This window comes from Ruegeria sp. HKCCD7251 (assembly GCF_013031165.1).
In the GTDB taxonomy this organism is placed as follows: Bacteria; Pseudomonadota; Alphaproteobacteria; order Rhodobacterales; family Rhodobacteraceae; genus Ruegeria.
In genome coordinates, this window is record NZ_WPZC01000001.1 from 824,522 (window position 1) to 847,505 (window position 22,984).

Annotated in this window: 21 protein-coding genes and 3 tRNA genes; 14 read left to right on the forward strand and 10 right to left on the reverse strand. The window is 55.7% G+C overall.

Features of this window, described 5'->3' with window-relative positions; translation table 11 throughout:
- Window positions 1–43 precede the first annotated feature (43 nt).
- Together GOX75_RS04020 and cobA are read right to left on the reverse strand one after the other, a co-directional pair.
- On the reverse strand, window positions 44–358 hold the full coding sequence (locus GOX75_RS04020; protein WP_171121305.1) for a DUF2849 domain-containing protein: 315 nt from the start codon (window positions 356–358) through the stop codon (window positions 44–46).
- Entirely contained in the window at window positions 358–1,134 is a 777-nt protein-coding gene (gene cobA / locus GOX75_RS04025; protein WP_171121306.1) for a uroporphyrinogen-III C-methyltransferase, read from the reverse strand. The genes GOX75_RS04020 and cobA overlap by 1 nt, the downstream gene beginning before the upstream one ends.
- Window positions 1,135–1,277: 143 nt before the next feature.
- Here cobA and GOX75_RS04030 point away from each other — a divergent pair, with 143 nt between their 5' ends.
- Window positions 1,278–1,757: an Lrp/AsnC family transcriptional regulator gene (locus GOX75_RS04030; protein ID WP_170442447.1), complete on the forward strand. Its 480-nt coding sequence runs from the start codon at window positions 1,278–1,280 to the stop codon at window positions 1,755–1,757.
- A gap of 4 nt (window positions 1,758–1,761) precedes the next feature.
- Here GOX75_RS04030 and GOX75_RS04035 read toward each other — a convergent pair whose 3' ends face one another.
- The gene (locus GOX75_RS04035) at window positions 1,762–2,943 is read right to left on the reverse strand and encodes a cytochrome P450 (protein WP_171121307.1); all 1,182 of its coding nucleotides are present in this window, start codon (window positions 2,941–2,943) and stop codon (window positions 1,762–1,764) included.
- A 47-nt stretch (window positions 2,944–2,990) separates the two neighbouring features.
- On the opposite strand from GOX75_RS04035, the gene GOX75_RS04040 reads away from it, so the two are divergent.
- From GOX75_RS04040 to GOX75_RS04065, 6 genes are all read left to right on the forward strand, one after another.
- Window positions 2,991–4,730, forward strand: coding sequence for an ATP-binding protein (locus tag GOX75_RS04040; RefSeq protein WP_171121308.1), 1,740 nt, complete (start codon window positions 2,991–2,993; stop codon window positions 4,728–4,730).
- Window positions 4,727–5,956 (forward strand): sigma-54 dependent transcriptional regulator, encoded by a 1,230-nt coding sequence (locus GOX75_RS04045; protein WP_171121309.1) that lies wholly within the window; start codon window positions 4,727–4,729, stop codon window positions 5,954–5,956. Before GOX75_RS04040 ends, GOX75_RS04045 begins: the two co-directional genes overlap by 4 nt.
- Before the next feature lie 357 nt (window positions 5,957–6,313).
- Complete coding sequence (locus tag GOX75_RS04050; RefSeq protein WP_305849916.1) at window positions 6,314–7,315, forward strand: DctP family TRAP transporter solute-binding subunit; 1,002 nt, start codon at window positions 6,314–6,316, stop codon at window positions 7,313–7,315.
- Window positions 7,316–7,429: 114 nt separating this feature from the next.
- A complete protein-coding gene (locus GOX75_RS04055; protein WP_171121310.1) occupies window positions 7,430–8,107 on the forward strand; it encodes a TRAP transporter small permease in 678 nt (225 codons plus the stop codon).
- A complete protein-coding gene (locus GOX75_RS04060) occupies window positions 8,107–9,483 on the forward strand; it encodes a TRAP transporter large permease (RefSeq protein ID WP_171121311.1) in 1,377 nt (458 codons plus the stop codon). Before GOX75_RS04055 ends, GOX75_RS04060 begins: the two co-directional genes overlap by 1 nt.
- A gap of 154 nt (window positions 9,484–9,637) precedes the next feature.
- Window positions 9,638–9,949: a multidrug efflux SMR transporter gene (locus GOX75_RS04065; RefSeq protein ID WP_171121312.1), complete on the forward strand. Its 312-nt coding sequence runs from the start codon at window positions 9,638–9,640 to the stop codon at window positions 9,947–9,949.
- 3 nt (window positions 9,950–9,952) lie between these two features.
- Here GOX75_RS04065 and tpiA read toward each other — a convergent pair whose 3' ends face one another.
- Complete coding sequence (gene tpiA / locus GOX75_RS04070; protein ID WP_171121313.1) at window positions 9,953–10,702, reverse strand: triose-phosphate isomerase; 750 nt, start codon at window positions 10,700–10,702, stop codon at window positions 9,953–9,955.
- Between the two features lie 122 nt (window positions 10,703–10,824).
- Here tpiA and GOX75_RS04075 point away from each other — a divergent pair, with 122 nt between their 5' ends.
- Complete coding sequence (locus GOX75_RS04075; protein WP_171121314.1) at window positions 10,825–11,739, forward strand: isopenicillin N synthase family oxygenase; 915 nt, start codon at window positions 10,825–10,827, stop codon at window positions 11,737–11,739.
- Here the strand turns inward: GOX75_RS04075 and GOX75_RS04080 are convergent.
- Window positions 11,736–12,101: an iron-sulfur cluster assembly accessory protein gene (locus GOX75_RS04080; RefSeq protein ID WP_171121315.1), complete on the reverse strand. Its 366-nt coding sequence runs from the start codon at window positions 12,099–12,101 to the stop codon at window positions 11,736–11,738. The two genes, GOX75_RS04075 and GOX75_RS04080, sit on opposite strands and share 4 nt — an antisense overlap.
- 189 nt (window positions 12,102–12,290) lie before the next feature.
- On the opposite strand from GOX75_RS04080, the gene GOX75_RS04085 reads away from it, so the two are divergent.
- Window positions 12,291–12,626, forward strand: coding sequence for a hypothetical protein (locus tag GOX75_RS04085; protein ID WP_254428759.1), 336 nt, complete (start codon window positions 12,291–12,293; stop codon window positions 12,624–12,626).
- 57 nt (window positions 12,627–12,683) lie between these two features.
- Here GOX75_RS04085 and GOX75_RS04090 read toward each other — a convergent pair whose 3' ends face one another.
- From GOX75_RS04090 to GOX75_RS04100, 3 genes are all read right to left on the reverse strand, one after another.
- A complete protein-coding gene (locus tag GOX75_RS04090) occupies window positions 12,684–13,046 on the reverse strand; it encodes an SUF system Fe-S cluster assembly protein (RefSeq protein WP_171121316.1) in 363 nt (120 codons plus the stop codon).
- Between the two features lie 90 nt (window positions 13,047–13,136).
- Entirely contained in the window at window positions 13,137–13,418 is a 282-nt protein-coding gene (locus GOX75_RS04095; protein ID WP_171121317.1) for an NfeD family protein, read from the reverse strand.
- Entirely contained in the window at window positions 13,418–14,308 is an 891-nt protein-coding gene (locus GOX75_RS04100) for an SPFH domain-containing protein (RefSeq protein ID WP_171121318.1), read from the reverse strand. Before GOX75_RS04100 ends, GOX75_RS04095 begins: the two co-directional genes overlap by 1 nt.
- A gap of 328 nt (window positions 14,309–14,636) precedes the next feature.
- On the opposite strand from GOX75_RS04100, the gene tgt reads away from it, so the two are divergent.
- Entirely contained in the window at window positions 14,637–15,767 is a 1,131-nt protein-coding gene (tgt, locus tag GOX75_RS04105) for a tRNA guanosine(34) transglycosylase Tgt (RefSeq protein WP_171121319.1), read from the forward strand.
- 211 nt (window positions 15,768–15,978) lie between these two features.
- Complete coding sequence (gene lon / locus GOX75_RS04110; protein WP_171121320.1) at window positions 15,979–18,387, forward strand: endopeptidase La; 2,409 nt, start codon at window positions 15,979–15,981, stop codon at window positions 18,385–18,387.
- A gap of 100 nt (window positions 18,388–18,487) precedes the next feature.
- On the opposite strand, the gene GOX75_RS04115 is transcribed toward lon, so the two are convergent.
- Both GOX75_RS04115 and GOX75_RS04120 read right to left on the reverse strand, forming a co-directional pair.
- Window positions 18,488–18,562: transfer RNA gene (locus tag GOX75_RS04115), tRNA-Val, on the reverse strand.
- 121 nt (window positions 18,563–18,683) lie between these two features.
- Window positions 18,684–19,421 (reverse strand): porin, encoded by a 738-nt coding sequence (locus tag GOX75_RS04120; RefSeq protein ID WP_171121321.1) that lies wholly within the window; start codon window positions 19,419–19,421, stop codon window positions 18,684–18,686.
- Window positions 19,422–19,747: 326 nt separating this feature from the next.
- On the opposite strand from GOX75_RS04120, the gene GOX75_RS04125 reads away from it, so the two are divergent.
- The 3 genes from GOX75_RS04125 to uvrA all read left to right on the forward strand — a co-directional run bounded on the left by GOX75_RS04125 (window position 19,748) and on the right by uvrA (window position 22,982).
- Window positions 19,748–19,824: transfer RNA gene (locus tag GOX75_RS04125), tRNA-Asp, on the forward strand.
- A 45-nt stretch (window positions 19,825–19,869) separates the two neighbouring features.
- Window positions 19,870–19,946 (forward strand) — tRNA-Asp (locus GOX75_RS04130).
- 177 nt (window positions 19,947–20,123) lie between these two features.
- Window positions 20,124–22,982 carry an excinuclease ABC subunit UvrA gene (uvrA, locus tag GOX75_RS04135; protein WP_171121322.1) on the forward strand — a complete coding sequence of 953 codons (2,859 nt, stop codon included), beginning with the start codon at window positions 20,124–20,126 and terminating at the stop codon, window positions 22,980–22,982.
- The last annotated feature ends 2 nt before the right edge of the window (window positions 22,983–22,984 follow it).

A 22,984-nucleotide genomic window follows, 5' to 3' on the forward strand; every position in this document is an offset into this window, starting at 1 on the left:
CCCCGATACCTGGGGGCTTAATGGGGAGAGAGAGGGCCTGATCTCAGGTCCGGGGCTGCGGGGAAGTTTCCTGTTTGCCATGGGCATAATTGGACGGGCCAGTCCGACGGAAGTCTTCCCGAAAATGGGTCGGTTCGGGGCCGTTTTCACCGGCCACAGCGTCCGCAAGATACGCGCCGACAATGACATTTGCCTGACGTTCAGCATCCAGCAGGCGGACTTGCGCATGTGCTTCGTCGGTAATCAACTCGGCCTCGGACAGGTCACGGGACCAGCGGTCGTCCTCGGTCAGATAGATAACGTCGCCTTCCAGCAAATGATTTGCGGTGATTACTTTTGGAGTAAAAGCGCGGGGCATCAGGCGTGCTCCTTCTTGTATTGGGTCAGGGCAGTAACCGCGTTGCGCGGTTCGAGGCCATAAAACATAAGGGTTGGGCCATCCATTTCGGCGGCAATTAGATCGTCAGGCAGTTGATCAAGTGTGGTCGCCAATACGTGCTGATCGGGTCGGGATGCGTTTTCGATCAGCGTTACCGGAGTCGCGCGATCTGCGCCGTGCATGATCAGACGACCTTGAATGAACCGAGCGGACTTTTTGCCCATATTGATCGCAGCGACGGATCCGGATCGGGCAAGCGCGGTCCAATCGTGGTCCGCGAATCCTTTCATGTCGTGGCCCGTCAGGAACCGGACCGAGGAATTGCGCCCCCGTTGGGTCAGGCTTTGACCGATCCCGGCAACAGCGGCAGAGGCCGCAGTAACGCCCGGAACGATGGTCCACGAGATCCCTGCGGCCTGAACCGCTTGGATTTCTTCATCAAGACGTCCAAACACCGTGGGATCGCCGGACTTAAGGCGAACTACGTGCTGACCGTTGGCAGCGTGACTGACGAGAAGGGCGTCGATGTCTTCTTGTTTCCAAGACGGACCAAACCCCGCCTTGCCTACGTCGACCAAAACAGCGTTTCGGCCAGCCAGCGCCAGTACCTCGGCGCTGATCAGTCGGTCATGCAGGACGACATCTGCACGCTCAAAGGCTTTTAGCGCCTTGAGGGTCAGCAACTCGGGATCGCCCGGACCTGCGCCGACAAAGTCGACGTTCCCAATGCCATCATTTGTTTGCGAATGCCGCATGTCCCGTTCCACGGTTGGTTTGACTTGGCTTGCAATATAGGAAATATTCCCGGTAATGCGCCATATGGGCAGGTAAATAAGAACAATCGTTCCGGTGGATGGCCCATTTGGAACGAAAGTTTTAAAACGAAGGAAAAATTGGAATGTCGGTGCGGATTGACGATACGGATCGGAAAATTCTGGTAGAGCTTCAGCGCGATGCCAGTCAATCACTGGACGAAATTGCGGCTCGGGTCGGCAGTTCGAAGACCCCGGTCTGGAATCGTATTCGCAAGCTCAAGGGCGCAGGCGTTATTGGTCAACAAACCGTTTTGTTGGACGCCGAGGCGCTTGGATTCGAAGCGACTTTCTTTGTTCTAATTCGCACGTCCGAGCATGAGGCAGACTGGCAGAGAAAGTTCTTGAAAGCCCTTCGTGATCGTCCCGAAGTTCAGGAGGCTCACAGGCTGGCTGGTGACATTGACTATATCCTGAAAGTCCGGGTCAAAAACGCGCGTGCCTATGACGAATTCTATCAGACACTGATTTCTGAGGTGCGCGTTCATAATGTTACGGCGTTGCTGTCTATGGAGGAAATCAAATCCACGACAATGCTGCCCCTGAATGCCTTGATCGAAAGCTGAAGCTTTAAACCTCGACTATAAGTTGGCGCAACCCGTGAAAGTGATAACTGTTTGAATAGTCGGGGCCTTTGCTAAGGCGCAAATTCGGGCACCGTTCGAACAGAACTGAAAGCGCGATACGCATCTCGAGCCGTGCAAGCGGCGCGCCAACGCAGAAATGCAAGCCCCCTCCGAAGCTGCTGTTCGTTACTATCGTGCGGGTCGGATCGAAGGTATTGGGGTTTGCCCATACAACCGGATCACGGTTTGCCGCGCCTAGCAACAGTGCTACCTGATCCCCTCGCTTGAAGCTGTGATTGAATATCTCAATGTCTTCATAGGCATAGCGTGTGAACATATGCAGCGGAGGGTCAAAGCGCAGAACCTCTTCGACCGTCTTGTCGATCGCATCTGGTGAAAACGCGTCCTTGTGAATTCCAAGTTCTAATACCGTTTTGATCCCATTTCCCAAGGAATGAACCGTTGCTTCGTGCCCAGCGTTCAGGAGCAGGATGCAGGTGGCCACCAACTCTTCTTTGCTGAGTTTCTCGCCATGTTCCTCGGCCTCGATCAGGCGGGTGATCAGGTCGTCGCGAGGATCATCGCGGCGCATTTCGATGTATGACGACAGAAACGCAGTGAAGTCCCGGGACGCGGTCGCCGCGTTGTCTTCGGTCTCACGGGTTTTGCTGGCCTGATACATGGCGACCATATCATGCGACCACCTAAGAAGGTCGGGCGACTTTTCCTCGGGAACGCCCAGAAGCCTGCAAATTGTAACGACAGGTATCTGAGTGCAGAAACCGCCCAGTATGTCAAACGGCGTTGCTGGAAACTGTTCAATCAGGGAATGGCTCAGATCGTGGATGGAATCTTCAAGGCCCGTAATGGCGCGGGACGTAAAGGCGCGCATCACAAGGGCGCGCAGGCGTGTGTGACGCGGCGGCTCTGCCTCTAGCAAAGAGTGCGCTTCGACGGCGAGCCACGGCGCAAGGTGGCTGGGGCCGTGGCTTTGCATTTCAACCGGGACTTCGCGGCCAAAACGGCGGTCTTTCAGCAGTGTCTGCACGGCCTTGTGCGAAACGGCTGCGGGCATTTTGTACTCAGACCAATAGAACAGGTCGCCGTGCTCTCGGGCCCGGTCATAAAAAGGATAGGGGTTTTGGACGAAATCCGGGTCGACCGGCGATTGTGATAGGGTCTTCATGACGGGCACACTTGCCATGCGGCCCGGTGAATGCAAGACCCTATGACATGCAAAGGGTTTGGGTCGTACTGGGATTCTTGTTTGCTGTCGCGCTGTTGGCGGCCGGGGTGTGGTCCTATGGTTTCCGGCAGGCGTTGTCACAACTCAGCGAAAAAGCCCAGGCGGATTTGGAACTGGCAGCCGACCGCTTAAGCACCCAACTGCAAGTATATCAGGAATTGGCTGTTCTTATGGCCGGTCACCCGGACCTGAGAAACCTTCAGGGGGCGGATACCCCGGCGCAGGCGCGCGCTCTGTTGCTGGAGGTCGCCGACAAAACAGCGGCTGTCGACGTGATCTACGCCGATCCAACGGGCCGGGTACTGGCCGCTGCCCATGACGTGGTTGGCGGCAGCGTTTCCGGGCATCCGGCCTTCGAACGTGCGATGCAAGGCGCCCTCGGAAGCGAGCACGGTGTTTTGACAAGTCAGGGCGACCGGTTCTTTTCCTATGCGGCCCCGGATTTTTCCCCAAGCGGTCAGGTATCCGGCGCGCTGGTGGTGATTGCCGATGTTGAGGACATCGAACAGGAATGGCGCGGCAGCACCGAAGCTGTGTTTTTCGTAGATCGCAACGGGGTCGTCTTCATCAGCAACAGGACTGAACTGTTGTTCTGGAAGCGCGAGAAAGGTCAACCCGGCCTTACGCCGCCGGACGGTCAGACCTTATCGTTTGCCGCAGATCAGGTTGGTCCTTTTGAGGTTTGGGATTTGGGATGGGGGCCATACCTTCCCGCGCGGGCGTTGCATCTGAGCCGTGATTTGCCGGTGATCGGCATGACGGGCGAAGTTGTCATGGACATTGCGCCAGCCCAACGTCTTGCCAGTCTTCAGGCGGCAACTGTTGCCGCGATCTGCCTTGCGTTCGGTGCCTTGCTGTTCCTCGCGACCGAGCGGAGGCGTACCCTTGCGCAAGCCAATGCAGTTTTGGAAAGCCGGGTCGCGCAGAGAACCCACGCTCTCACGGCTGCGAATACGGCACTTCGCCGTGAAGTGCGCGAGAGGCAGGAGGCTGAGACAGCCTTGAAGCACGCCCAAGAGGACCTTATTCAAGCGGGTAAGTTGAATGCGCTGGGTCAGATGTCAGCCGGTATCAGTCACGAGTTGAACCAACCATTGATGGCCATCCAACAATTTGCGGACAACGGCACCGCGTTCCTGACACGAGGGCGCGAAGAAAGGGCAGCGGAAAACCTGACTCGTATCTCCGAGATGGCGGCGCGCATGGCGCGGATCATCAAGAACTTGCGTGCCTTTTCCCGAAATGAAAGCGAACCGATGGGCAAGGTCAATTTGGTACAGGTCATTGATACTGCGGTGGAGTTGACCCAAGCCCGGCTAAGGTCGGAACAGGTGCAAATGGATTGGGCCTCACCTGCGGAACCAGTTTATGCGTGGGGCGGTGAGGTGCGGCTGGTTCAGGTCTTTGTAAACCTCATCAATAACGCCGCTGATGCCATGAGCCATCAGGATGAAAGGTTGGTCCAAATTCGTATTCACATCGGATCGGGGTCCAAATTGTCTGTTACTGTTCGGGATATTGGTCCGGGCATAGAAAACTCGGAAAAACTGTTCGAGCCGTTTTACACGACAAAGACGGTTGGGTCTTCGGAAGGCATGGGGCTGGGGCTTTCGATTTCTTATGGTCTGATCCAGAGTTTTGGCGGAAATATTCGTGGTTCCAACACTGAAAGGGGCGCAGAGTTCACAGTTGAACTTGAACATTTCAGGGAAAAAGAAGCGATATGACCCGAAAGGTATTACTGGTCGATGACGATGCCGCCGTTCGCGAGGCACTGGCGCAAACGCTTGAACTGGCTGATTATGCGCCTGTGACAGCCGGGTCATTCGTTGCGGCCAAGGATCACATTCGGACCGATTTTCAGGGGGTAATTGTTTCGGATATCCGTATGCCCGGTCGGGATGGATTTCATCTGCTCACCTACGCGCACGAGGTCGATCCCGAGTTGCCGGTCATTCTGTTGACCGGAGAAGGCGACATCCCGATGGCTGTTCAGGCGATGGGGAAGGGGGCTTTTGATTTTCTGGAAAAGCCCTGTGCCGCCGCCGAGTTGCTCGAGGTTATTGGGCGGGCGACGGACGCGCGATCGCAGATCCTGGAACAACGGGCGCTTAAGCGAGAGCTTGAGCGCGGCGATCCGGCGGCCCGATTGCTGTTTGGGCATTCTCCCCAAGCGGAAGAACTACGAAACCGCACCCGAACCGTTGCCCCGACCAAAGCCGAGGTCCTTGTAACGGGGCCGGCGGGCAGTGGTATCGCCAAGGTCGCCGAGGTCATTCATATGATGTCACCGCAGGCACAGGGTGCTTTTGTCAAACGACAGGTTTCCGGGCTTTCGCGTGAGGATTTGGTGCGGGCATGTGAAGATGCTGCGGGCGGCTCCTTGTTTCTAGATGAGATTGGGACAATGCCCGAGGCAACGCAATATGCAGCCCTTGAGATGCTGGAGCAGGGCGTCGAGGCAAGGATTCTGGCAGGAACGACGACCGACTTGGCCAGTTTGTCAGCCAAGGGACAGTTTAACGCCGATCTTTTCTATCGGTTGGACGTAATGCGGGTTCGCATTCCCTCTCTGGCTGAACGTCGTGAGGATATACCGGTAATTTTCAGGCACTATGTGGGGCAGGCGGCCGAGCAGACGGGGATTGCGGCCCCAGAAGTGACCTCAGAGCATTTGGCATCGCTTATGGCCAGTGATTGGCCGGGTAACTCTCGGTCTTTGATGTCGGCTGCGATGCGCTTTGTCCTTGGTATGCCCGAAGAGGTGTCCCGGGCAGCGGATTTGGGTCTGAATGAGCAGATGGCGCAGGTGGAAAGGTCATTGCTGATAGCGGCATTGGGTCGCCACAACGGCAAGGCGGCAGACGCAGCAAAGGCACTGAAACTTCCTAGGAAAACTTTCTATGACAAGCTTGCCCGATATCAGATTCGCCCAGAAGACTATCGCAGGTAGCATGCCCTCCCGCCCCCTTTTTCTGCATTGTCATGCAGTTAAAGGCGTTGGGGGTGGCAGTTCGCCCAGGCGAACTGCGGTCGATTCCGGGTGATTCTCGGTAAACGAATCGTCAATCGTGCGGAATTTCGCACAAAGTGGTTCAAACCTGTGCGGAATTTCGCACTGGCCTAATTCCCTTGACGCAGAGTTGGTTGGGAATGTCCAACAGGTATCTGAAAATAAACAAAAATAAGTTTTGGAACCTGGAATCGAACAAAAAGTTGAGGCGTAAGGGACGATTCGGTTCACTCCCGGCATGCGACGCAGCCCATGCGTCCTTTGAATGCATCTATGAAGTCTGGGAGGAAGAGACTGATGAAATTCCTAACAACGGCTGCAACCGCTGTTGCGCTGACCGTAACTGCAACTGCTGGTATGGCGGCCTGCGATGACGGCGAAATCGTAGTGAAATTCGCCCATGTGACAAACACGGACAAACACCCCAAGGGTATTGCGGCCTCGCTGCTGGAACAGCGCGTCAATGATGAGATGAACGGCGTGATGTGCATGGAGGTGTTCCCAAACTCGACCCTCTACAATGACGACAAAGTGCTGGAAGCGATGCTGCAGGGCGACGTGCAACTGGCCGCTCCGTCGCTGTCAAAATTCGAGAAATTCACCAAGCAGTTCCGCCTGTTTGACCTGCCGTTCATGTTTAAGAACATCGACGCGGTCGATGCATTCCAGGCATCGGCAGACGGTCAGGCCATGAAAGACAGCATGCAGCGCCGCGGCCTGCAAGGGTTGGCGTTCTGGCACAATGGCATGAAGCAAATGTCGGCCAACAAACCTCTGGTCGATCCGACGGATGCGGATGGTCTGAAGTTCCGCGTTCAGTCCTCGGATGTTCTGGTGGCGCAGATGGAAGCCATCGGTGGCAGCCCGCAGAAAATGGCGTTCTCGGAAGTCTACGGCGCGCTACAACAGGGCGTTGTGGACGGGCAGGAAAACACCTGGTCTAACATCTACGGCAAAAAGTTCTTCGAGGTGCAGGACGGCATCACCGAAACCAACCACGGCATCATCGACTATCTGGTCGTGACCTCGGTTGATTGGCTGGACAGTCTCGAACCGGAAGTGCGTGAACAGTTCCTGACCATTCTGGACGAAGTGACAGAAACCCGGAACAAAGAAGCCTTTGCTGTGAACGAAGCGGCCAAAGCTTCGATCACCGACGCGGGTGGTATCATCCGTGACCTGAACCCTGAACAGCGTCAGGCCTGGGTCGATGCGATGAAGCCCGTCTGGGACAAATTCGCTGATGACGTGGGTCAGGACAAGATCGACGCCGCTCAGGCGATCAACGCCGGGTTCTAATCCCGGTTCAGGCAACGCGTCGGGGGACTGGGGAGTTATCGACGCGTCGCCCGGGCGGGCCATAATGTGCCCGCCCCAATATTTCTCATCACAAGAAAATGTGGGGACAGAAAGATGTCTGGTGCGAATCCCGGCCAAGGCGGGCTGATCGACCATATCGAGGAAACCCTGATCGCGGTGTTGCTTGGCCTGATGACGGCTGTGACCTTTGCCAATGTGATCGCGCGGTTTGCTTTCAATTCCAATATTCTGTGGGCGCTTGAGCTGACAGTGTTCATGTTCGGCTGGCTGGTTCTGATGGGCGCGTCCTATGCGGTCAAAAAGCACGCACATCTGGGCGTCGATGCGATCCTGAACATGCTGGCCCCTGCGCCGCGTCGCATTCTGGCGCTGATTTCGGTGGCCTGTTGTCTGGTGTTCTCGCTGCTGTTGCTCAAGGGGTCATACGATTATTGGGCTGTGTTCGCGGACTTGCCGCCCACCTCGGGGCGTTGGTTCCCGACCGGGTTCGACACCGGCGCACGCAGCCAGAGCTTTTATGAAGTCGACGACATTCCAATGGTCGCACCGCTGCGCTTTCTGGAAGATCTGATCAACTATGGCGAGGGCTACGAGAAGATCCCGAAAGTCATCCCGTATCTGGTTTTGCCGGTTTCCATGCTGCTGCTGGTAATCCGGTTTTCGCAGGTCGCTGTACAAATCTGGCGCGGCGAAACCGACCGCCTTGTCGCCAGCCACGAAGTCGAGGACGAGATTGAAGAAGTCCGCGCTCAGCAAGGAGAGCATAACTAATGGACGTCGTTCTTCTATTCTCAATGGTCATCGGCCTGCTGCTGATCGGTGTTCCGATTGCAGTGGCGCTTGGCCTCAGCTCGACACTGTTCCTGCTGATCTATTCCGATAGCTCTCTGGCCTCGGTCGCGGGCACGCTGTTTGAGGCATTCGAGGGGCATTTTACTCTGCTGGCGATCCCGTTCTTTATCCTCGCGTCGTCCTTCATGACGACGGGCGGGGTGGCGCGTCGGATCATCCGGTTCTCGATTGCCTGTGTGGGGCATCTGCCAGGCGGGTTGGCGATTGCGGGTGTGTTTGCCTGTATGTTGTTTGCCGCTTTGTCGGGGTCGTCCCCGGCGACTGTGGTAGCCATCGGTTCGATCGTGATCGCAGGTATGCGTCAGGTTGGCTATTCCAAAGAGTTCGCCGCCGGTGTGATCTGTAACGCCGGTACGCTGGGCATCCTGATCCCGCCCTCCATCGTGATGGTGGTCTATGCAGCTGCGGTCGAGGTTTCGGTCGGGCGCATGTTCCTTGCCGGGGTTATTCCGGGCCTGATGGCCGGTCTGATGCTGATGATTACCATCTACGTGATGGCCAAGGTCAAAAACCTGCCTAAGGGCGACTGGAAAGGGTGGAGCGAGATCTTTGCCTCGGCCCGTGAGGCCGGGTGGGGCCTGTTCCTGATCGTTATTATTCTGGGTGGTATCTACGGCGGTATCTTCACCCCGACCGAGGCCGCAGCCGTGGCCGCCGTCTATGCGTTCCTGATCGCCAGCTTTGTCTACAAGGACATGGGCCCCCTGAGTACGGAAGAAGGGCAACCCAACCTGCCGCTGATCAAAAAGCCCTATGCATTGATCACGGCGTTCATCCACCCCGACACCAAGCACACGCTGTTTGAGGCTGGGAAGTTGACCGTCACGCTGCTGTTCGTGATCGCCAACGCGCTGATCCTGAAACATGTGCTGACGGACGAGCAGGTACCGCAACATATCGCCAGCGCGATGCTTTCGGCTGGTCTGGGTCCGGTGACCTTCCTGATCGTGGTAAACGTGATCCTGCTGATCGGCGGTCAGTTCATGGAGCCCTCGGGCTTGCTGGTCATCGTTGCACCCTTGGTGTTTCCGATTGCCATCGAGCTGGGCATCGACCCGATCCATCTGGGCATCATCATGGTGGTCAACATGGAGATCGGGATGATCACACCTCCGGTCGGGCTGAACCTGTTCGTGACCTCGGGCGTTGCCGGAATGCCTATGATGAGCGTCGTGAAGGCGGCGCTGCCCTTCCTGGCGGTTCTGTTCGTCTTCCTAATCATGGTCACATATATCCCATGGATATCGACCTTCTTGCCCAACACCTTCATGGGGCCAGAGATCATAACGAACTAGCCGAAGCGGCACAAAAGCCGGGTCTCATCGGTCCGGCTTTTTCTTTTCTACCCCTCTTGATGACACTTCCGCCATCCCCATCTTGAGGGCAGAGGACGACCTCACCATTATGGTCAATCATTCGGGACGACTCGAACGGACATGAGGTGCCTCAATGCCTTGGGTTTTTCTGTTATTTGCCGGTCTGCTGGAAATCGTCTGGGCGGTTGCGATGAAGCAATCGGCAGGATTTACGCGGCTTTGGCCTACGGCCCTGATGGGTGTTTCAATGATCGGATCGTTTGGCCTGTTGGCGCTGGCGATGCGCGACCTGCCACTGGGAACGGCCTACACAATCTGGACCGGGATCGGTGCGGTTGGCGCTTTTATGGTCGGGGTAATGTTTCTGGGCGAGGCTCTTACAGCCCCGCGCCTTGTTGCAGCGGCCTTGATCGTGGCTGGTCTGGTGATGATGAAGCTGGCCTGACGCTCAGGCGTTTTGGAGCGCGTCGATGATACCGGCGAAATCTTGTGCCTTGAGGCTGGCTCCGCCGACCAAAGCCCCGTCCACATTGGACACGGCAAAAATTTCAGCGGCATTACCCGGCTTGACCGACCCACCATACAGCAGCCGGACCGAGCGGCCCACGCCCTCGCCAAATCGCCGTTCCAGACAGGCGCGGATAAAGTCGTGAACCTCACCAATTTCGTCCAAGGTCGGCACCTTGCCGGTGCCAATGGCCCAGATGGGTTCATATGCGACGATCAGGTTCTCGCCGGTGGATAGATCAGGAATCGACCCCGACATCTGTCCACCGATGATATCCAGCGTATTGGCCGCCTCGCGCTGTTCAAGGCTTTCGCCAACGCAGATAATTGCCTTTAGACCTGCGTCCATGGCAGCGCGAGCCTTGGCGCGGACGTCTTCGTTTTGCTCATCATGATCTTCGCGCCGTTCGGAATGACCCAGGATAACGGCCGTGGCCCCCGCATCCACCAACATCTCGGCGCTGATATCACCTGTATGCGCGCCAGACCCGTTGGCGTGGCAATCCTGCCCTCCAACTTCGATATCGGTGGAATGCACCGTTTCGGCAGCCCTATGGAGCAATGTGGCAGGCGGACAAATCAGAACTTCAACCGACGGGGCGGGGTACGTATTTGCGAGCGACGTCAACTCCCCCAAAGCAGATGACGTTCCGTTCATTTTCCAATTACCTGCCGCCAGCTTGCGCCGCATCTTACGTACTCCCACATGATCTGTTGTTTGACCCTCGGATAACACCCGGGGCAGGGCGTGACAATTCTGGTTGCAGACCAGCGGCGAAATCGACAGAAATTCCGCAAAAGAATGAGGCAGATATGATCGTCACTCTGGATCTGAAAAAACTGGATACCCGTAACAAGGTCGAGTTGGCCCGGCTGCAGCGCGCTGTCAGGGATGTCGGCTTTCTGTGTGTGTCCAACACGGGTTTGGACAATGCCCGCGTCGAGAGGGTGCTGTCGGAATACCGCGCGTTCTTTCATCTGCCGGAAGCTGAGAAAAGGCGCGTTGACATGGCTACGACCGGCGCAAACCGGGGCTGGGGTGCATCCAGATCCGAGCAGGTTGACCCCAGCGCAAACCCTGATTTCAAAGAGGTGTTTGATTGCGGCTATGAACTGGCGGCTGGCGATCCCTATGCAAACCGGGGGTTGAGCGTCTATGCCCCGAACCTGTGGCCCCAATCGCCGTCAGGGTTTCGGGACACGATCCAAGATTACTATGACGATGCCTGTGCTGTTGCGCTGCGTATCTTGCGCGCTATTGCTGCTGCTTTGGGCCGGGACGCGCACAGCTTTGATACGGCTTTTGAGACACCCTTGGCTTTGCTGAGGGGCAATTTCTACCCACAACGCCCCGCGTGGGCTGGCGCGCAGGATTTCGGTATCGGCGCACATACGGACTATGGCTGTCTGACCCTATTGGCCACAGATGGTACGCCGGGTCTTGAGGCGCAATTACCAGATGGTAATTGGGCCGAGGTGCGTGCTGATCCAGGCACCTTTATTATCAATTTCGGGGAAATGTTGGAGTTCTGGACCGAAGGGCAGGTTAAAGCGACGATGCACAGGGTTGTCGGAGGCGCGGAAGAGCGGCTTTCAATTCCGCTGTTTTTCAACCCGTCCTACGACACAAATGTCGCTCCACCTGACTCAGATCAGATGATTTCCGCCGGAGAACACCTCACCCGTCGGTTCAATGAAACATACATCCACCTAAAGACGGCGTCTTAACGCTGTGTTGACAGGGTTTCGTCGAACTTAATGGATTCACCGCAACCGCAGGCATCGACAACGTTGGGGTTGCGGAACTTGAAACCGGATTCCAACAGCGACACTTCATAGTCAATCTCGGTTCCGAATAGGAACATCTGCGCCATCGGCGCGATCATGACCCGCGCACCGCCCTGTTCAACGACCTCATCATTGACATCGGCTTCGTCGACATAGTCCATCGTGTATTCCATGCCGGCACAACCGCCTTTCTTTACGCCAATACGCAAACCGGCATGTCCGCCAGTATCCATCAGGCGGGCAATCTGCGCAGCAGCTTTAGGCGTCATCGTCACGGCGTTTTTGCCGGGAATGCCGAACATGTTGATCTCCGTTTTCACAGGTTGGTTTCAATTTAATGCTGACTCGACGCAGTCTCAAGTCATAGCAGCCCTGCTTACCTAACTTTTCGAGTCAAGTTTGCGAAATGGGCCTGTATTCATTTGCTTTTGGCAACATGATGGTTTTAGCCTGAGCCGTGTTTGAGCAGAGAATTCAGAGGGCACAATCTTATGAACAGTCGATTTAAGAAGACGCAGCGCGGATTGTTTGTTTTATCCGCAACCGCAGCAATTCTAGCCGTTTCGGGCATGTCGATGGCGGATGAGGCAGCTCGTCACCCTGTAAACTGCGCAACCGCCGAAGGTGATCTTCGCGCAATTTCCGCAGAAAAGAAACATGCGCAGGATCAGCAAGTTGAGAGCGCGATTGCGATCACCCCCGCAGGCGCGTTGCTGGGGCTGGTCACCGGAACCGAAAAGAAAAGACTTACAATGTTGTCAGGCGATTACGTCAAACAGTTGGACCAGCGCGCCGACGAGATAAAGACCACTTGCAACATTCAGTGATCGGCGGGATATCGGCCTGGTTGCCCTATTCAACTTAGGCCATTGTAATCACTGGGTTTACATGAAGCCCAGTTCAAGCCGCGCCTCGTCGGACATCATTTCCATGCCCCAGGGCGGCTCCCACGTCAGTTCGACGTCGACCTCTTTGACGCCAGCGACGGGCTCAATAGCCTCAACGATCCAGCCGGGCATTTCACCGGCAACAGGGCAACCCGGAGCCGTCAGTGTCATGATGACCTTGACTGCGTTATCGCTGGTAATGTCGATCGTATAGATCAGGCCCAAATCGTAAATATTTACAGGGATTTCAGGGTCATAGACCGTCCGGCAAGCTTCGACCACTGCGTCATACAGGGGGTGCTCAATGGTTGAAGGCGCGATCAGCGGGGTTCCTTCAAACTGTTCACTCGGATGAGTCATTTTTGCCTCGGGTCTGTTTCCTGAGAATTTATATAGGGAAAGCCACTGGCAGCGTCCAGTGGGGGTGTGGCGCCAAAAAGGGCGCCAGCGCTATTTTTCGTTGATGTCGTGGTTGAAGGTTTTCACCTGTCCATGGGGCAACGAATACATGCGCCGCAACACAAGCCAGGAAACCAATGACAACACCGCAAAGATCAGCAGCAAAATCGACAGCGACGGGGCGAAGCCGGGAATTACCAGCAAGATACCCGTAATTGCGGCACCGATCGCAAAGCCAAGAAAGATGAACCCGGGCAAGACGATCTCTAGGATGCCGAGGGCTAAAGCCCCGGCAAGCCAGATCCACCATGTCAGCCAGAACGGGTCGGCCATCACTTTGCTCCTTTCAGCATTTTGAACGCATCGCCGAATGCTTCAAGTGCGTTGGCGGGCACAACAATCGTTTGCGAACCGGTTCCGTTCCCCAGCGCATTCAGGGCTTCAACTTGTTTCAACGCGACCTGGTACTGGGCGGCTTCGATGCCATTGTCCTGAATGGCCTTGGCAACAACGCCGGTGGCATAAGCTTCGGCCTCGGCCTGAATACGGCGCGCCTTAGCAGTCTGTTCGGCCGCGTAAAGTTCTGCGTCCGCCTGAAGCTCGACCGAGCGTTTCTGACCTTCGGCCTCGGTAACCTGCGCACGGCGCGCACGTTCTGCGTTCAATTGCTGCAACATCGCGTCGCGGGTTGCCTGATCCAGGTTCACATCCAGAATCTCGGCCCGGGTCACTTCGATTCCCCAATCATCCACCGCGGTTTCAACGCTTTCCTGAATGCGGGTGATCAGTTGGGCACGGTTTGATTGCACCTCGTCTAGATCCATTTTACCGATCTCGGCTCGCACGATCCCCGCCACGGTGGTGGCAATCGCACCGTCTACGTCGCGGATACGGTAAACCGTCTTTTCCGGTTCCAGAATGCGATAGAACACCGAGGTGTCAATTTGCACCAGCACGTTGTCCTTGGTGATCGCGTCTTGCGTTGCATTGGGAAGTTGGCGTTCCAGAATGGATATCTTGTGGCGCGCAACATCCAGAAACGGAACGATAAAATTGATACCGGGGCCAAGGACCGAATGCAGTCGGCCAAACCGTTCAACCACGTATTTTTCGGATTGAGGTACGATTTTAATGCCTTTGAAAATAACGACGACAACCAGAACCGCCGCAAGTAAGTAGATTATATTTGATGAAAGCAGTCCAAAAATTTGGTCTTCGGTCATATCTGTCCTCTATTATTGTGTACGATGGTATACATTTGGGGATTGAATCGCACAATTTCAACTCAGGTATGAAGGGAATGCGCATAATTGCATATCTTTGACCTTAACGCCGTGTACCGGATTTTTGGGAATGTGGCTGCTTTGCATCCTGAAAAGGTTGGGTACGGTTGAGGTAAATGTACGAAGGCGACCCCACGGTTGGCGTTTATTCTCCGGGTTTTGTGCGATCCATAAAAACCGGGCTTAGCGCATCGACTTGCCGACGGGTTGCAATACAGCCTCAGATCAGGCAAATGCTGCCCGGTTCAGCGACCCAAAGAGCGATCCAATGACCGAGCGGTTTTCTTTCGAGCTAAAGGCCACCGATGGCAAGGCCAGAACGGGCGTCATAAACACGCCGCGTGGCGACGTACGTACACCCGCTTTTATGCCTGTTGGTACTGCGGCCACCGTTAAGGCGATGATGCCGGAAAGCGTGCGTGCGACCGGTGCGGATATATTGCTGGGCAATACCTATCACCTGATGCTTCGCCCAACTGCCGAGCGTATTGATCGGCTGGGTGGCCTGCACAAGTTCATGAACTGGGAACGTCCCATTCTGACGGATTCGGGTGGGTTTCAGGTCATGTCGTTGGCGGGCCTCCGTAAGCTGACCGAAAAGGGCGTGACCTTCAAATCTCATATCGACGGGTCAAAACATGAACTGACGCCAGAAAGGTCGATGGAAATCCAGCGTCTGCTGGGGTCTGACATCGTCATGTGTTTCGACGAATGTCCGGCGCTGCCTGCTGACCGCGATCGGATAGCCGAGTCCATGCGCCTGTCGATGCGTTGGGCCGAGCGGTCGCGCGAGGCTTTTGGTGACCGTCCCGGTCATGCATTGTTCGGTATCCAGCAAGGGGGGCTGGAACAGGACTTTCGCGAGGAATCGGCCGACGCGTTGAAAGAAATCGGGTTCGAAGGTTACGCGGTCGGCGGATTGGCCGTTGGGGAAGGCCAAGAGGCCATGTTCGACGTGCTAGATTTCGCCCCCGATATGCTGCCGGCAGATAAGCCTCGGTATCTTATGGGTGTCGGAAAGCCCGACGATATCGTTGGGGCCGTTGCACGCGGAATTGATATGATGGACTGCGTCCTTCCATCTCGGTCCGGGCGCACGGGGCAGGTGTTCACGCGCTATGGCGTTGTAAACATTAAGAATGCGCGCCACGCCGATGATCCACGCCCATTGGACGAGAATTGCGCGTGCCCGGCCTGTTCCAACTATTCCCGCGCATATCTGCACCACGTGTTCCGGTCGAATGAGATGATTTCGGGAATGCTTTTGACCTGGCATAACCTGCATTATTTTCAGGAAATCATGCAGGGAATGCGTGACGCTATCGCGGCGGGAACCTTTCAGGCGTGGCATTCCGAATTCCACGCGCAGCGCGCGCAAGGCGATATTGAGCCGATTTAACAACGCGGACCCACCTTCTTGAGGTAAAATCCGTGGATATATTAGCGCGACGCCTTGCAGTCCGAAAAACCACGGGTCATTCTGATTGAGACAAATGACGGTGAGGTTGAAAACGGGCGCTGAAGCCCCACCTTAATCGTCCAAACAGGAGACGGTCGGGCGTTGCCTCGATGAGGGACCGGTGCCGTCTTGCCAATGATAAGGATTGAGCATGCAAGAGCCTCTGAATTCCTCGTACCCAGTACTTCCGCTGCGCGACATTGTGGTATTCCCACACATGATCGTGCCGCTGTTCGTGGGTCGGGAAAAATCCGTCCGCGCGCTGGAAGAAGTGATGCAGGACGACAAGCAGATTCTGCTGTCCAGCCAGATTGACCCAAGCGATGATGATCCTTCGGAAGACGGCATCTATCGCTCAGGTGTTTTGGCGAATGTTCTGCAGCTGCTGAAACTGCCTGACGGTACTGTAAAAGTGCTGGTTGAAGGGCAGGCGCGTGTTCAGATCAACGAATTCCTGACGAATGACGAATTCTTTGAAGCCCGCGCGGAATACCTGACCGAAATTCCCGGTGACGTGACCACAACCGAAGCGTTGTTGCGCACCGTTGCCGATGAATTCGAGCGTTACGCGAAAGTACGCAAGAACATCCCAGAAGAAGCCCTTACTGCGGTAGGTGAAACTGCCGAACCGGCGAAGCTGGCTGATCTTGTGTCGGGTCATTTGGGCATCGAGGTTGAACAGAAGCAGGAGTTGCTGGAAACCCTCAGTGTCAGTGAACGGCTTGAGAAGGTCTATGGTCTGATGCAGGGCGAGATGTCGGTTCTGCAGGTCGAGAAAAAGATCAAGACCCGCGTGAAATCTCAGATGGAGAAGACCCAGCGCGAGTACTACCTGAATGAGCAGATGAAGGCCATTCAGAAGGAGCTGGGCGATGGTGAGGACGGCAGCAACGAAGTTGCTGAACTGGAAGCCAAAATCGCCGAGACCAAGCTGTCGAAAGAGGCGCGCGAAAAGGCCGAAGGCGAGCTGAAGAAGCTCAGGAACATGTCGCCCATGTCGGCTGAGGCCACAGTCGTGCGGAATTATCTGGACTGGATCTTGTCTCTGCCGTGGGGCACCAAATCCCGCGTCAAAAAGGACTTGGGCCGTGCGCAGGATATTCTGGATGCCGATCACTATGGCCTTGAGAAGGTCAAGGAACGGATCGTCGAATATCTAGCGGTTCAGCAGCGGTCGAAAAAGCTGAAAGGCCCGATCCTGTGTCTTGTTGGCCCTCCGGGTGTGGGTAAGACCTCGCTTGGTAAGTCGGTTGCCAAAGCCACGGGGCGCGAGTTCATTCGCATCTCGCTGGGTGGTGTGCGCGACGAATCCGAGATTCGAGGTCACCGCCGGACCTATATCGGCTCGATGCCCGGTAAGATCATTCAGGCGCTGAAGAAGGCAAAAACCACGAACCCGCTGATCTTGCTCGATGAAATCGACAAGATGGGGCAGGATTTCCGTGGCGACCCGGCTTCGGCGATGCTGGAAGTGTTGGACCCGGAACAGAACAGCACGTTCATGGACCACTACCTTGAGGTCGAATATGACCTATCCAACGTGATGTTCCTAACCACCTCGAACAGCTACAATATGCCTGGGCCTCTGTTGGACCGGATGGAGATCATTCGGCTGGCTGGCTATACGGAGGAAGAGAAGTCCGAGATCGCCAAGCAGCACCTGATCAGCAAGCAGGTCAAGAACCACGGTCTAAAGGCCAAGGAATTTGAACTGACCGATGAGGCGTTGCAGTCGATCATCCGCACCTATACTCGCGAGGCGGGCGTGCGGAACCTTGAACGTGAAATTGCCAAGGTTGCTCGGAAATCGCTGACCAAGATCATCAAGAAAGAGGCGGAATCGGTTACCGTGACGCCCGAAAATCTGGATGACTTTCTCGGCGTGCCCAAGTTCCGTTATGGTCTGGCCGAACAGGACGATCAGGTTGGTGTTGTAACCGGTCTGGCGTGGACGTCGGTTGGTGGCGATCTGCTGCACATCGAGGCGCTGAAACTGCCGGGCAAAGGTCGCATGAAGACCACGGGTAAGTTGGGCGATGTGATGAAAGAGTCGATCGACGCCGCTTCGTCTTATGTTCGTTCAATTTCGCCTCAGATCGGGGTCAAGCCGCCGAAATTTGACACGCTTGATATCCACGTTCACGTGCCGGACGGCGCGACGCCCAAGGATGGGCCCTCTGCCGGTTTGGCAATGGTGACGTCGATCGTGTCGGTGCTGACCGGTATTCCGGTGCGCAAAGACATCGCCATGACGGGCGAAGTGTCCCTGCGCGGTAACGCAATGCCGATTGGGGGGCTGAAAGAAAAGCTGTTGGCGGCCCTGCGCGGTGGTATCAAGACGGTCCTGATCCCGGAAGAGAATGAGAAAGATCTGGCGGATATTCCGGACAATGTAAAAGAGGGGCTGGAAATCATTCCCGTAACCCACGTGTCCGAAGTTCTGAAACAAGCGCTGGTGCGCGAGCCTGAGCCGATCGAATGGGACGAAGCCGCAGAAGAAGCAGCAGCGGCGGCGGCAAAGTCGAAGGATAGTTCAGGGGCGTCTGCAACGACGCACTAAGCTTTGATCTTAATGGATTGGGCGGGGTTTCGACCTCGCCCTTCTTCTTTTGCCCGGACGACAAGTCCAAAGGTCTGTTCGCGATGTTAAAAAGGGTAGGTGGTGGGTGATAAGAGATTTGAACTCCTGACATCTTCGATGTGAACGAAGCGCTCTACCACTGAGCTAATCACCCGTAAGGCGGCGTCTTACAGCGAGTCATTGACGTCTGCAAGAGGGGCCAAATGAGATTTGGTGTGTCGTTTGATATCCCCTGGAAGGAAAAGCCCCGAAGGTAATCTCCGGGGCTTTGGTCTTTACAGGCCAGGCAGACCGGGAAGCTTGTCGAAAACTCCACGACGCCCGAATGTGGTTCCGCGTTCGTTGCCGAAATTCATCCGGACCCCGACACCGATATAAGCTTCGTTCGTGTTACCCGAAACGACAGGCGAGGAGATATGCGCAACTCCGAGAATCCCGTAGACCTCGGCGTTGTCGCTGGCTGCGTAATTCGCGCCAAGTGCAAACAGATCAAAATCCAACACTCCGACAACGTCATTCACCAGATCATAGCTGGCGGTGAATTCCCATTTGTCGTTCAGGTCTGCGGTAACCGATACACCGAACATATTGCCGTCAACGTCCGAAAAATCGCTCAACTGTTGACGTGCGATATAGCCTTCAACCTCGGCTGGTCCTGCGTCGAAGCCAGTTTCCAGACCGTAGAATTCCACATCAAGAGAATCGATGCTTTCCTGCCCATAAAACGCACCGAATGAGGCGTTCTTGCTGGTGTGCCAGTTTGCGTGCAGCGTCCAGTTTGTCGCGTTTTCACCCAAATCCTGAAAGCGGTAACCGCCCAGGTCCAACTGCGCGCTGAATGCACGATTGAATGCCAGCTCGCCAGATCCGTTCAGGTTAAATACATCACCCAGATCGCTGTCTGTGAAAGTTCTGTAACCTAAATCCAGATAGCCACCGGTCACTTCGACTGCGTTGGCATGGTTTGCGGCAATAGTTACCGATAGTGTGCTGATAATGAATAATTTTTTCATTCTTCTGCTCCGTCTTTTTCTTGTTTTCGGTAGCGTCTGATTGAGACTCTTCCGGTGGGCGCTGCTCTAGTCACCTCGGTCTGGAAAGTGTACTGAGTCGATTTGAAATCGTGACGATGTTGCGGGTCGGACACACCTATAGGATGAATGTTGATTTAGGACTTCGCGCTGCCGAGAAATGTCAATGTTTACTGTGAAACTTGGTAGGCGCGCTGACCTGAGGGCCAAGAATTTTTTGGAATTCGGAAAAATCTTCAAAACGCCGCTTGACGATGTCCGAGCCTAGCCATAATACACCCCAACGTTCAGCAACGAACGGGCAGCGGGCGGTTGTAGCTCAGTTGGTTAGAGTACCGGCCTGTCACGCCGGGGGTCGCGGGTTCGAGCCCCGTCAACCGCGCCATCGCTGCCAACCTTGGTCCAGGGTAAAGGCCATGAAAATAAGTGCGCGGTTGTAGCTCAGTTGGTTAGAGTACCGGCCTGTCACGCCGGGGGTCGCGGGTTCGAGCCCCGTCAACCGCGCCACTTTTCCTCAAAACCTGCCTTTTTTCCGAGCGAAATTCGCCGAGTATCGGCAGTACGTCAGTATGTGTCAGCAGGGATGGGCGATATTCCGACAGTTCACACTTTGTTCTAATTTTTCTGTTGGAGACTCAGTGCGGCTCGCCTATTTCTAGGACACTTGTGTGTTGGGAGCCGAATATGGCTGAGCTGAAGAATATCGAGGTGCGCGGCGCGCGTGAACATAACCTCAAAAGTATTGATGTAGATATCCCTCGGGATCAGCTTGTGGTGATCACCGGGCTATCCGGTTCGGGCAAGTCATCCTTGGCGTTCGACACCATCTACGCCGAAGGCCAGCGGCGCTATGTGGAAAGCCTTTCTGCCTATGCCCGTCAATTTTTAGACATGATGGAAAAGCCGGATGTGGATCACATCAGCGGTCTTTCCCCGGCGATTTCCATCGAGCAGAAGACGACCTCCAAGAATCCGCGTTCGACCGTGGGGACGGTGACCGAAATTTACGACTACATGCGCCTTCTGTTCGCGCGTGCTGGAACGCCGTACAGCCCCGCAACGGGCTTACCAATCGAAGCGCAGCAGGTTCAGGATATGGTCGACCGTATCATCTCCATGGAGGAGGGCACACGCGGATACCTTCTTGCTCCGATCGTACGAGACCGGAAAGGCGAATATAAGAAAGAGTTCCTTGAACTTCGTAAACAGGGCTTTCAGCGCGTCAAAGTGGACGGAGAGTTCTACGAACTGGATGAGCCACCGACTTTGGATAAGAAGTTTCGGCATGACATTGACGTGGTTGTTGACCGCCTTGTCGTGCGGGAAGGAATGGAAACGCGGCTTGCAGACAGCTTGCGCACTGCGCTGGATTTGGCGGACGGGATTGCGATCTTGGAAACTGCTCCGCGTGAGGGCGACCCCGAGCGCATCACCTTTAGCGAAAACTTTGCCTGCCCGGTCAGTGGGTTCACCATCCCCGAGATCGAACCCCGTCTGTTTTCCTTCAACGCGCCTTTCGGTGCATGTCCGGATTGCGACGGGCTGGGTGTTGAACTGTTCTTTGACGAACGCCTTGTGGTGCCGGACCAAACGCTCAAGCTGTATGACGGGGCGCTGGCCCCGTGGCGCAAAGGGAAATCCCCGTACTTTCTGCAGACGATCGAAGCCATCGCGCGGCATTATGAGTTCGACAAGAATACCCCGTGGAAAGACTTGCCCAAGAACGTCCAGCAGGTGTTTTTGCGGGGCTCGGGCGATGAGGAAATCCAGTTCCGCTATGATGAGGGCGGGCGCGTCTATCAGGTGACACGCAGCTTTGAAGGTGTGATCCCGAACATGGAGCGCCGCTATCGTGAAACCGACAGCGCATGGATCCGCGAAGAATTTGAGCGGTATCAGAACAACCGGCCATGCGGGACCTGCGAAGGCTACCGTCTGCGGCCCGAAGCTCTGGCGGTTAAGATCGCGGGTCTGCATGTAGGGCAGGTGGTTCAGATGTCGATCCGTGAGGCCCTGGCGTGGGTCGAGGATGCGCCAAATCACCTGAGCGTACAGAAGAATGAGATCGCGCGGGCCATTCTAAAGGAAATTCGCGAACGCCTTGGGTTTCTGAATAATGTTGGATTGGAATATCTTACGTTGTCACGTTCAAGTGGAACGCTTTCGGGTGGGGAAAGTCAGCGCATTCGCTTGGCCAGCCAGATCGGGTCGGGTCTGACTGGGGTGCTTTATGTCTTGGATGAACCCTCAATTGGCTTGCATCAACGCGACAATGATCGGCTGCTCGGAACTTTGAAAAACCTTCGGGATCAAGGCAACACCGTAATTGTGGTCGAGCATGATGAAGAAGCTATACGCGAAGCTGACTATGTGTTCGACATCGGCCCCGGCGCCGGTGTTCACGGCGGACAGGTCGTGAGCCAGGGTACGCCGTCTGAAATTGCGGCAGATGCGGCCTCGATGACGGGGCAGTATCTGGCCGGAACGCGGGAAATCTCGGTTCCCGCAAAGCGCCGCAAGGGCAACAAGAAGAAAGTCACCGTTGTCAAAGCGACGGGAAACAATCTCAAGAATGTCACGGCGGAATTCCCGTTAGGCAAGTTCGTTTGTGTGACCGGAGTTTCGGGCGGCGGCAAGTCCACCCTGACAATTGAGACATTGTTCAAAACGGCCTCGATGCGCCTGAACGGGGCGCGGCAAACACCAGCGCCCTGTGAGACGATCAAAGGGTTGGAGCATCTGGACAAGGTTATCGACATCGACCAGCGGCCTATTGGCCGAACTCCGCGTTCGAATCCAGCGACTTATACTGGGGCGTTCACACCGATACGGGATTGGTTTGCCGGTCTGCCAGAAGCAAAGGCACGCGGCTATAAACCCGGTCGCTTCAGCTTTAACGTCAAAGGTGGCCGGTGCGAAGCCTGTCAGGGCGATGGCGTCATCAAGATTGAGATGCACTTTCTGCCCGATGTCTATGTCACCTGCGAAACCTGCAAAGGCGCGCGCTACAACCGCGAGACGCTTGAGATCAAATTCAAGGGTAAGTCCATCGCAGATGTCCTTGATATGACGGTAGAAGATGCGCAGGAGTTCTTTAAGGCCGTGCCCTCGATCCGCGACAAGATGGATGCGCTGGCCCGCGTCGGACTGGGTTATATCAAGGTCGGCCAACAGGCAACGACACTCTCTGGCGGCGAAGCGCAGCGGGTAAAACTGTCAAAAGAGTTGTCGAAACGCTCAACCGGTCGGACGCTTTATATTCTGGACGAACCGACGACGGGCCTGCATTTCGAAGACGTGCGCAAGCTGCTCGAAGTGCTTCATGAGTTGGTCGAGCAGGGTAACACCGTGGTCGTCATCGAACATAATTTGGATGTCGTGAAAACGGCGGATCACATCATTGATATTGGCCCCGAAGGCGGTGACGGGGGAGGTGAAATCGTTGCCACAGGAACGCCAGAAGACGTCTCCGACGTCGCGCGCAGCCATACCGGGCGGTATTTGAAACAGATGCTGGATGGCGCACGCGTCGCGGCAGAGTGATG

Bases quoted from the DNA above. Each gene is read 5' to 3' on its own strand.
- GOX75_RS04045 (WP_171121309.1), top strand. From the start codon at position 4,727: ATGACCCGAAAGGTATTACTGGTCGATGACGATGCCGCCGTTCGCGAG.
- uvrA (WP_171121322.1), top strand. From the start codon at position 20,124: ATGGCTGAGCTGAAGAATATCGAGGTGCGCGGCGCGCGTGAACATAAC.
- cobA (WP_171121306.1), bottom strand. From the start codon at position 1,134: ATGCGGCATTCGCAAACAAATGATGGCATTGGGAACGTCGACTTTGTC.
- GOX75_RS04050 (WP_305849916.1), top strand. From the start codon at position 6,314: ATGAAATTCCTAACAACGGCTGCAACCGCTGTTGCGCTGACCGTAACT.
- GOX75_RS04120 (WP_171121321.1), bottom strand. From the start codon at position 19,421: ATGAAAAAATTATTCATTATCAGCACACTATCGGTAACTATTGCCGCA.
- GOX75_RS04090 (WP_171121316.1), bottom strand. From the start codon at position 13,046: ATGACTCATCCGAGTGAACAGTTTGAAGGAACCCCGCTGATCGCGCCT.
- GOX75_RS04065 (WP_171121312.1), top strand. From the start codon at position 9,638: ATGCCTTGGGTTTTTCTGTTATTTGCCGGTCTGCTGGAAATCGTCTGG.
- tgt (WP_171121319.1), top strand. From the start codon at position 14,637: ATGACCGAGCGGTTTTCTTTCGAGCTAAAGGCCACCGATGGCAAGGCC.
- tpiA (WP_171121313.1), bottom strand. From the start codon at position 10,702: ATGCGGCGCAAGCTGGCGGCAGGTAATTGGAAAATGAACGGAACGTCA.
- GOX75_RS04095 (WP_171121317.1), bottom strand. From the start codon at position 13,418: ATGGCCGACCCGTTCTGGCTGACATGGTGGATCTGGCTTGCCGGGGCT.
- GOX75_RS04075 (WP_171121314.1), top strand. From the start codon at position 10,825: ATGATCGTCACTCTGGATCTGAAAAAACTGGATACCCGTAACAAGGTC.
- GOX75_RS04060 (WP_171121311.1), top strand. From the start codon at position 8,107: ATGGACGTCGTTCTTCTATTCTCAATGGTCATCGGCCTGCTGCTGATC.
- GOX75_RS04035 (WP_171121307.1), bottom strand. From the start codon at position 2,943: ATGAAGACCCTATCACAATCGCCGGTCGACCCGGATTTCGTCCAAAAC.
- lon (WP_171121320.1), top strand. From the start codon at position 15,979: ATGCAAGAGCCTCTGAATTCCTCGTACCCAGTACTTCCGCTGCGCGAC.
- GOX75_RS04080 (WP_171121315.1), bottom strand. From the start codon at position 12,101: ATGTTCGGCATTCCCGGCAAAAACGCCGTGACGATGACGCCTAAAGCT.
- GOX75_RS04085 (WP_254428759.1), top strand. From the start codon at position 12,291: ATGAACAGTCGATTTAAGAAGACGCAGCGCGGATTGTTTGTTTTATCC.
- GOX75_RS04030 (WP_170442447.1), top strand. From the start codon at position 1,278: ATGTCGGTGCGGATTGACGATACGGATCGGAAAATTCTGGTAGAGCTT.
- GOX75_RS04055 (WP_171121310.1), top strand. From the start codon at position 7,430: ATGTCTGGTGCGAATCCCGGCCAAGGCGGGCTGATCGACCATATCGAG.
- GOX75_RS04040 (WP_171121308.1), top strand. From the start codon at position 2,991: ATGCAAAGGGTTTGGGTCGTACTGGGATTCTTGTTTGCTGTCGCGCTG.
- GOX75_RS04020 (WP_171121305.1), bottom strand. From the start codon at position 358: ATGCCCCGCGCTTTTACTCCAAAAGTAATCACCGCAAATCATTTGCTG.
- GOX75_RS04100 (WP_171121318.1), bottom strand. From the start codon at position 14,308: ATGACCGAAGACCAAATTTTTGGACTGCTTTCATCAAATATAATCTAC.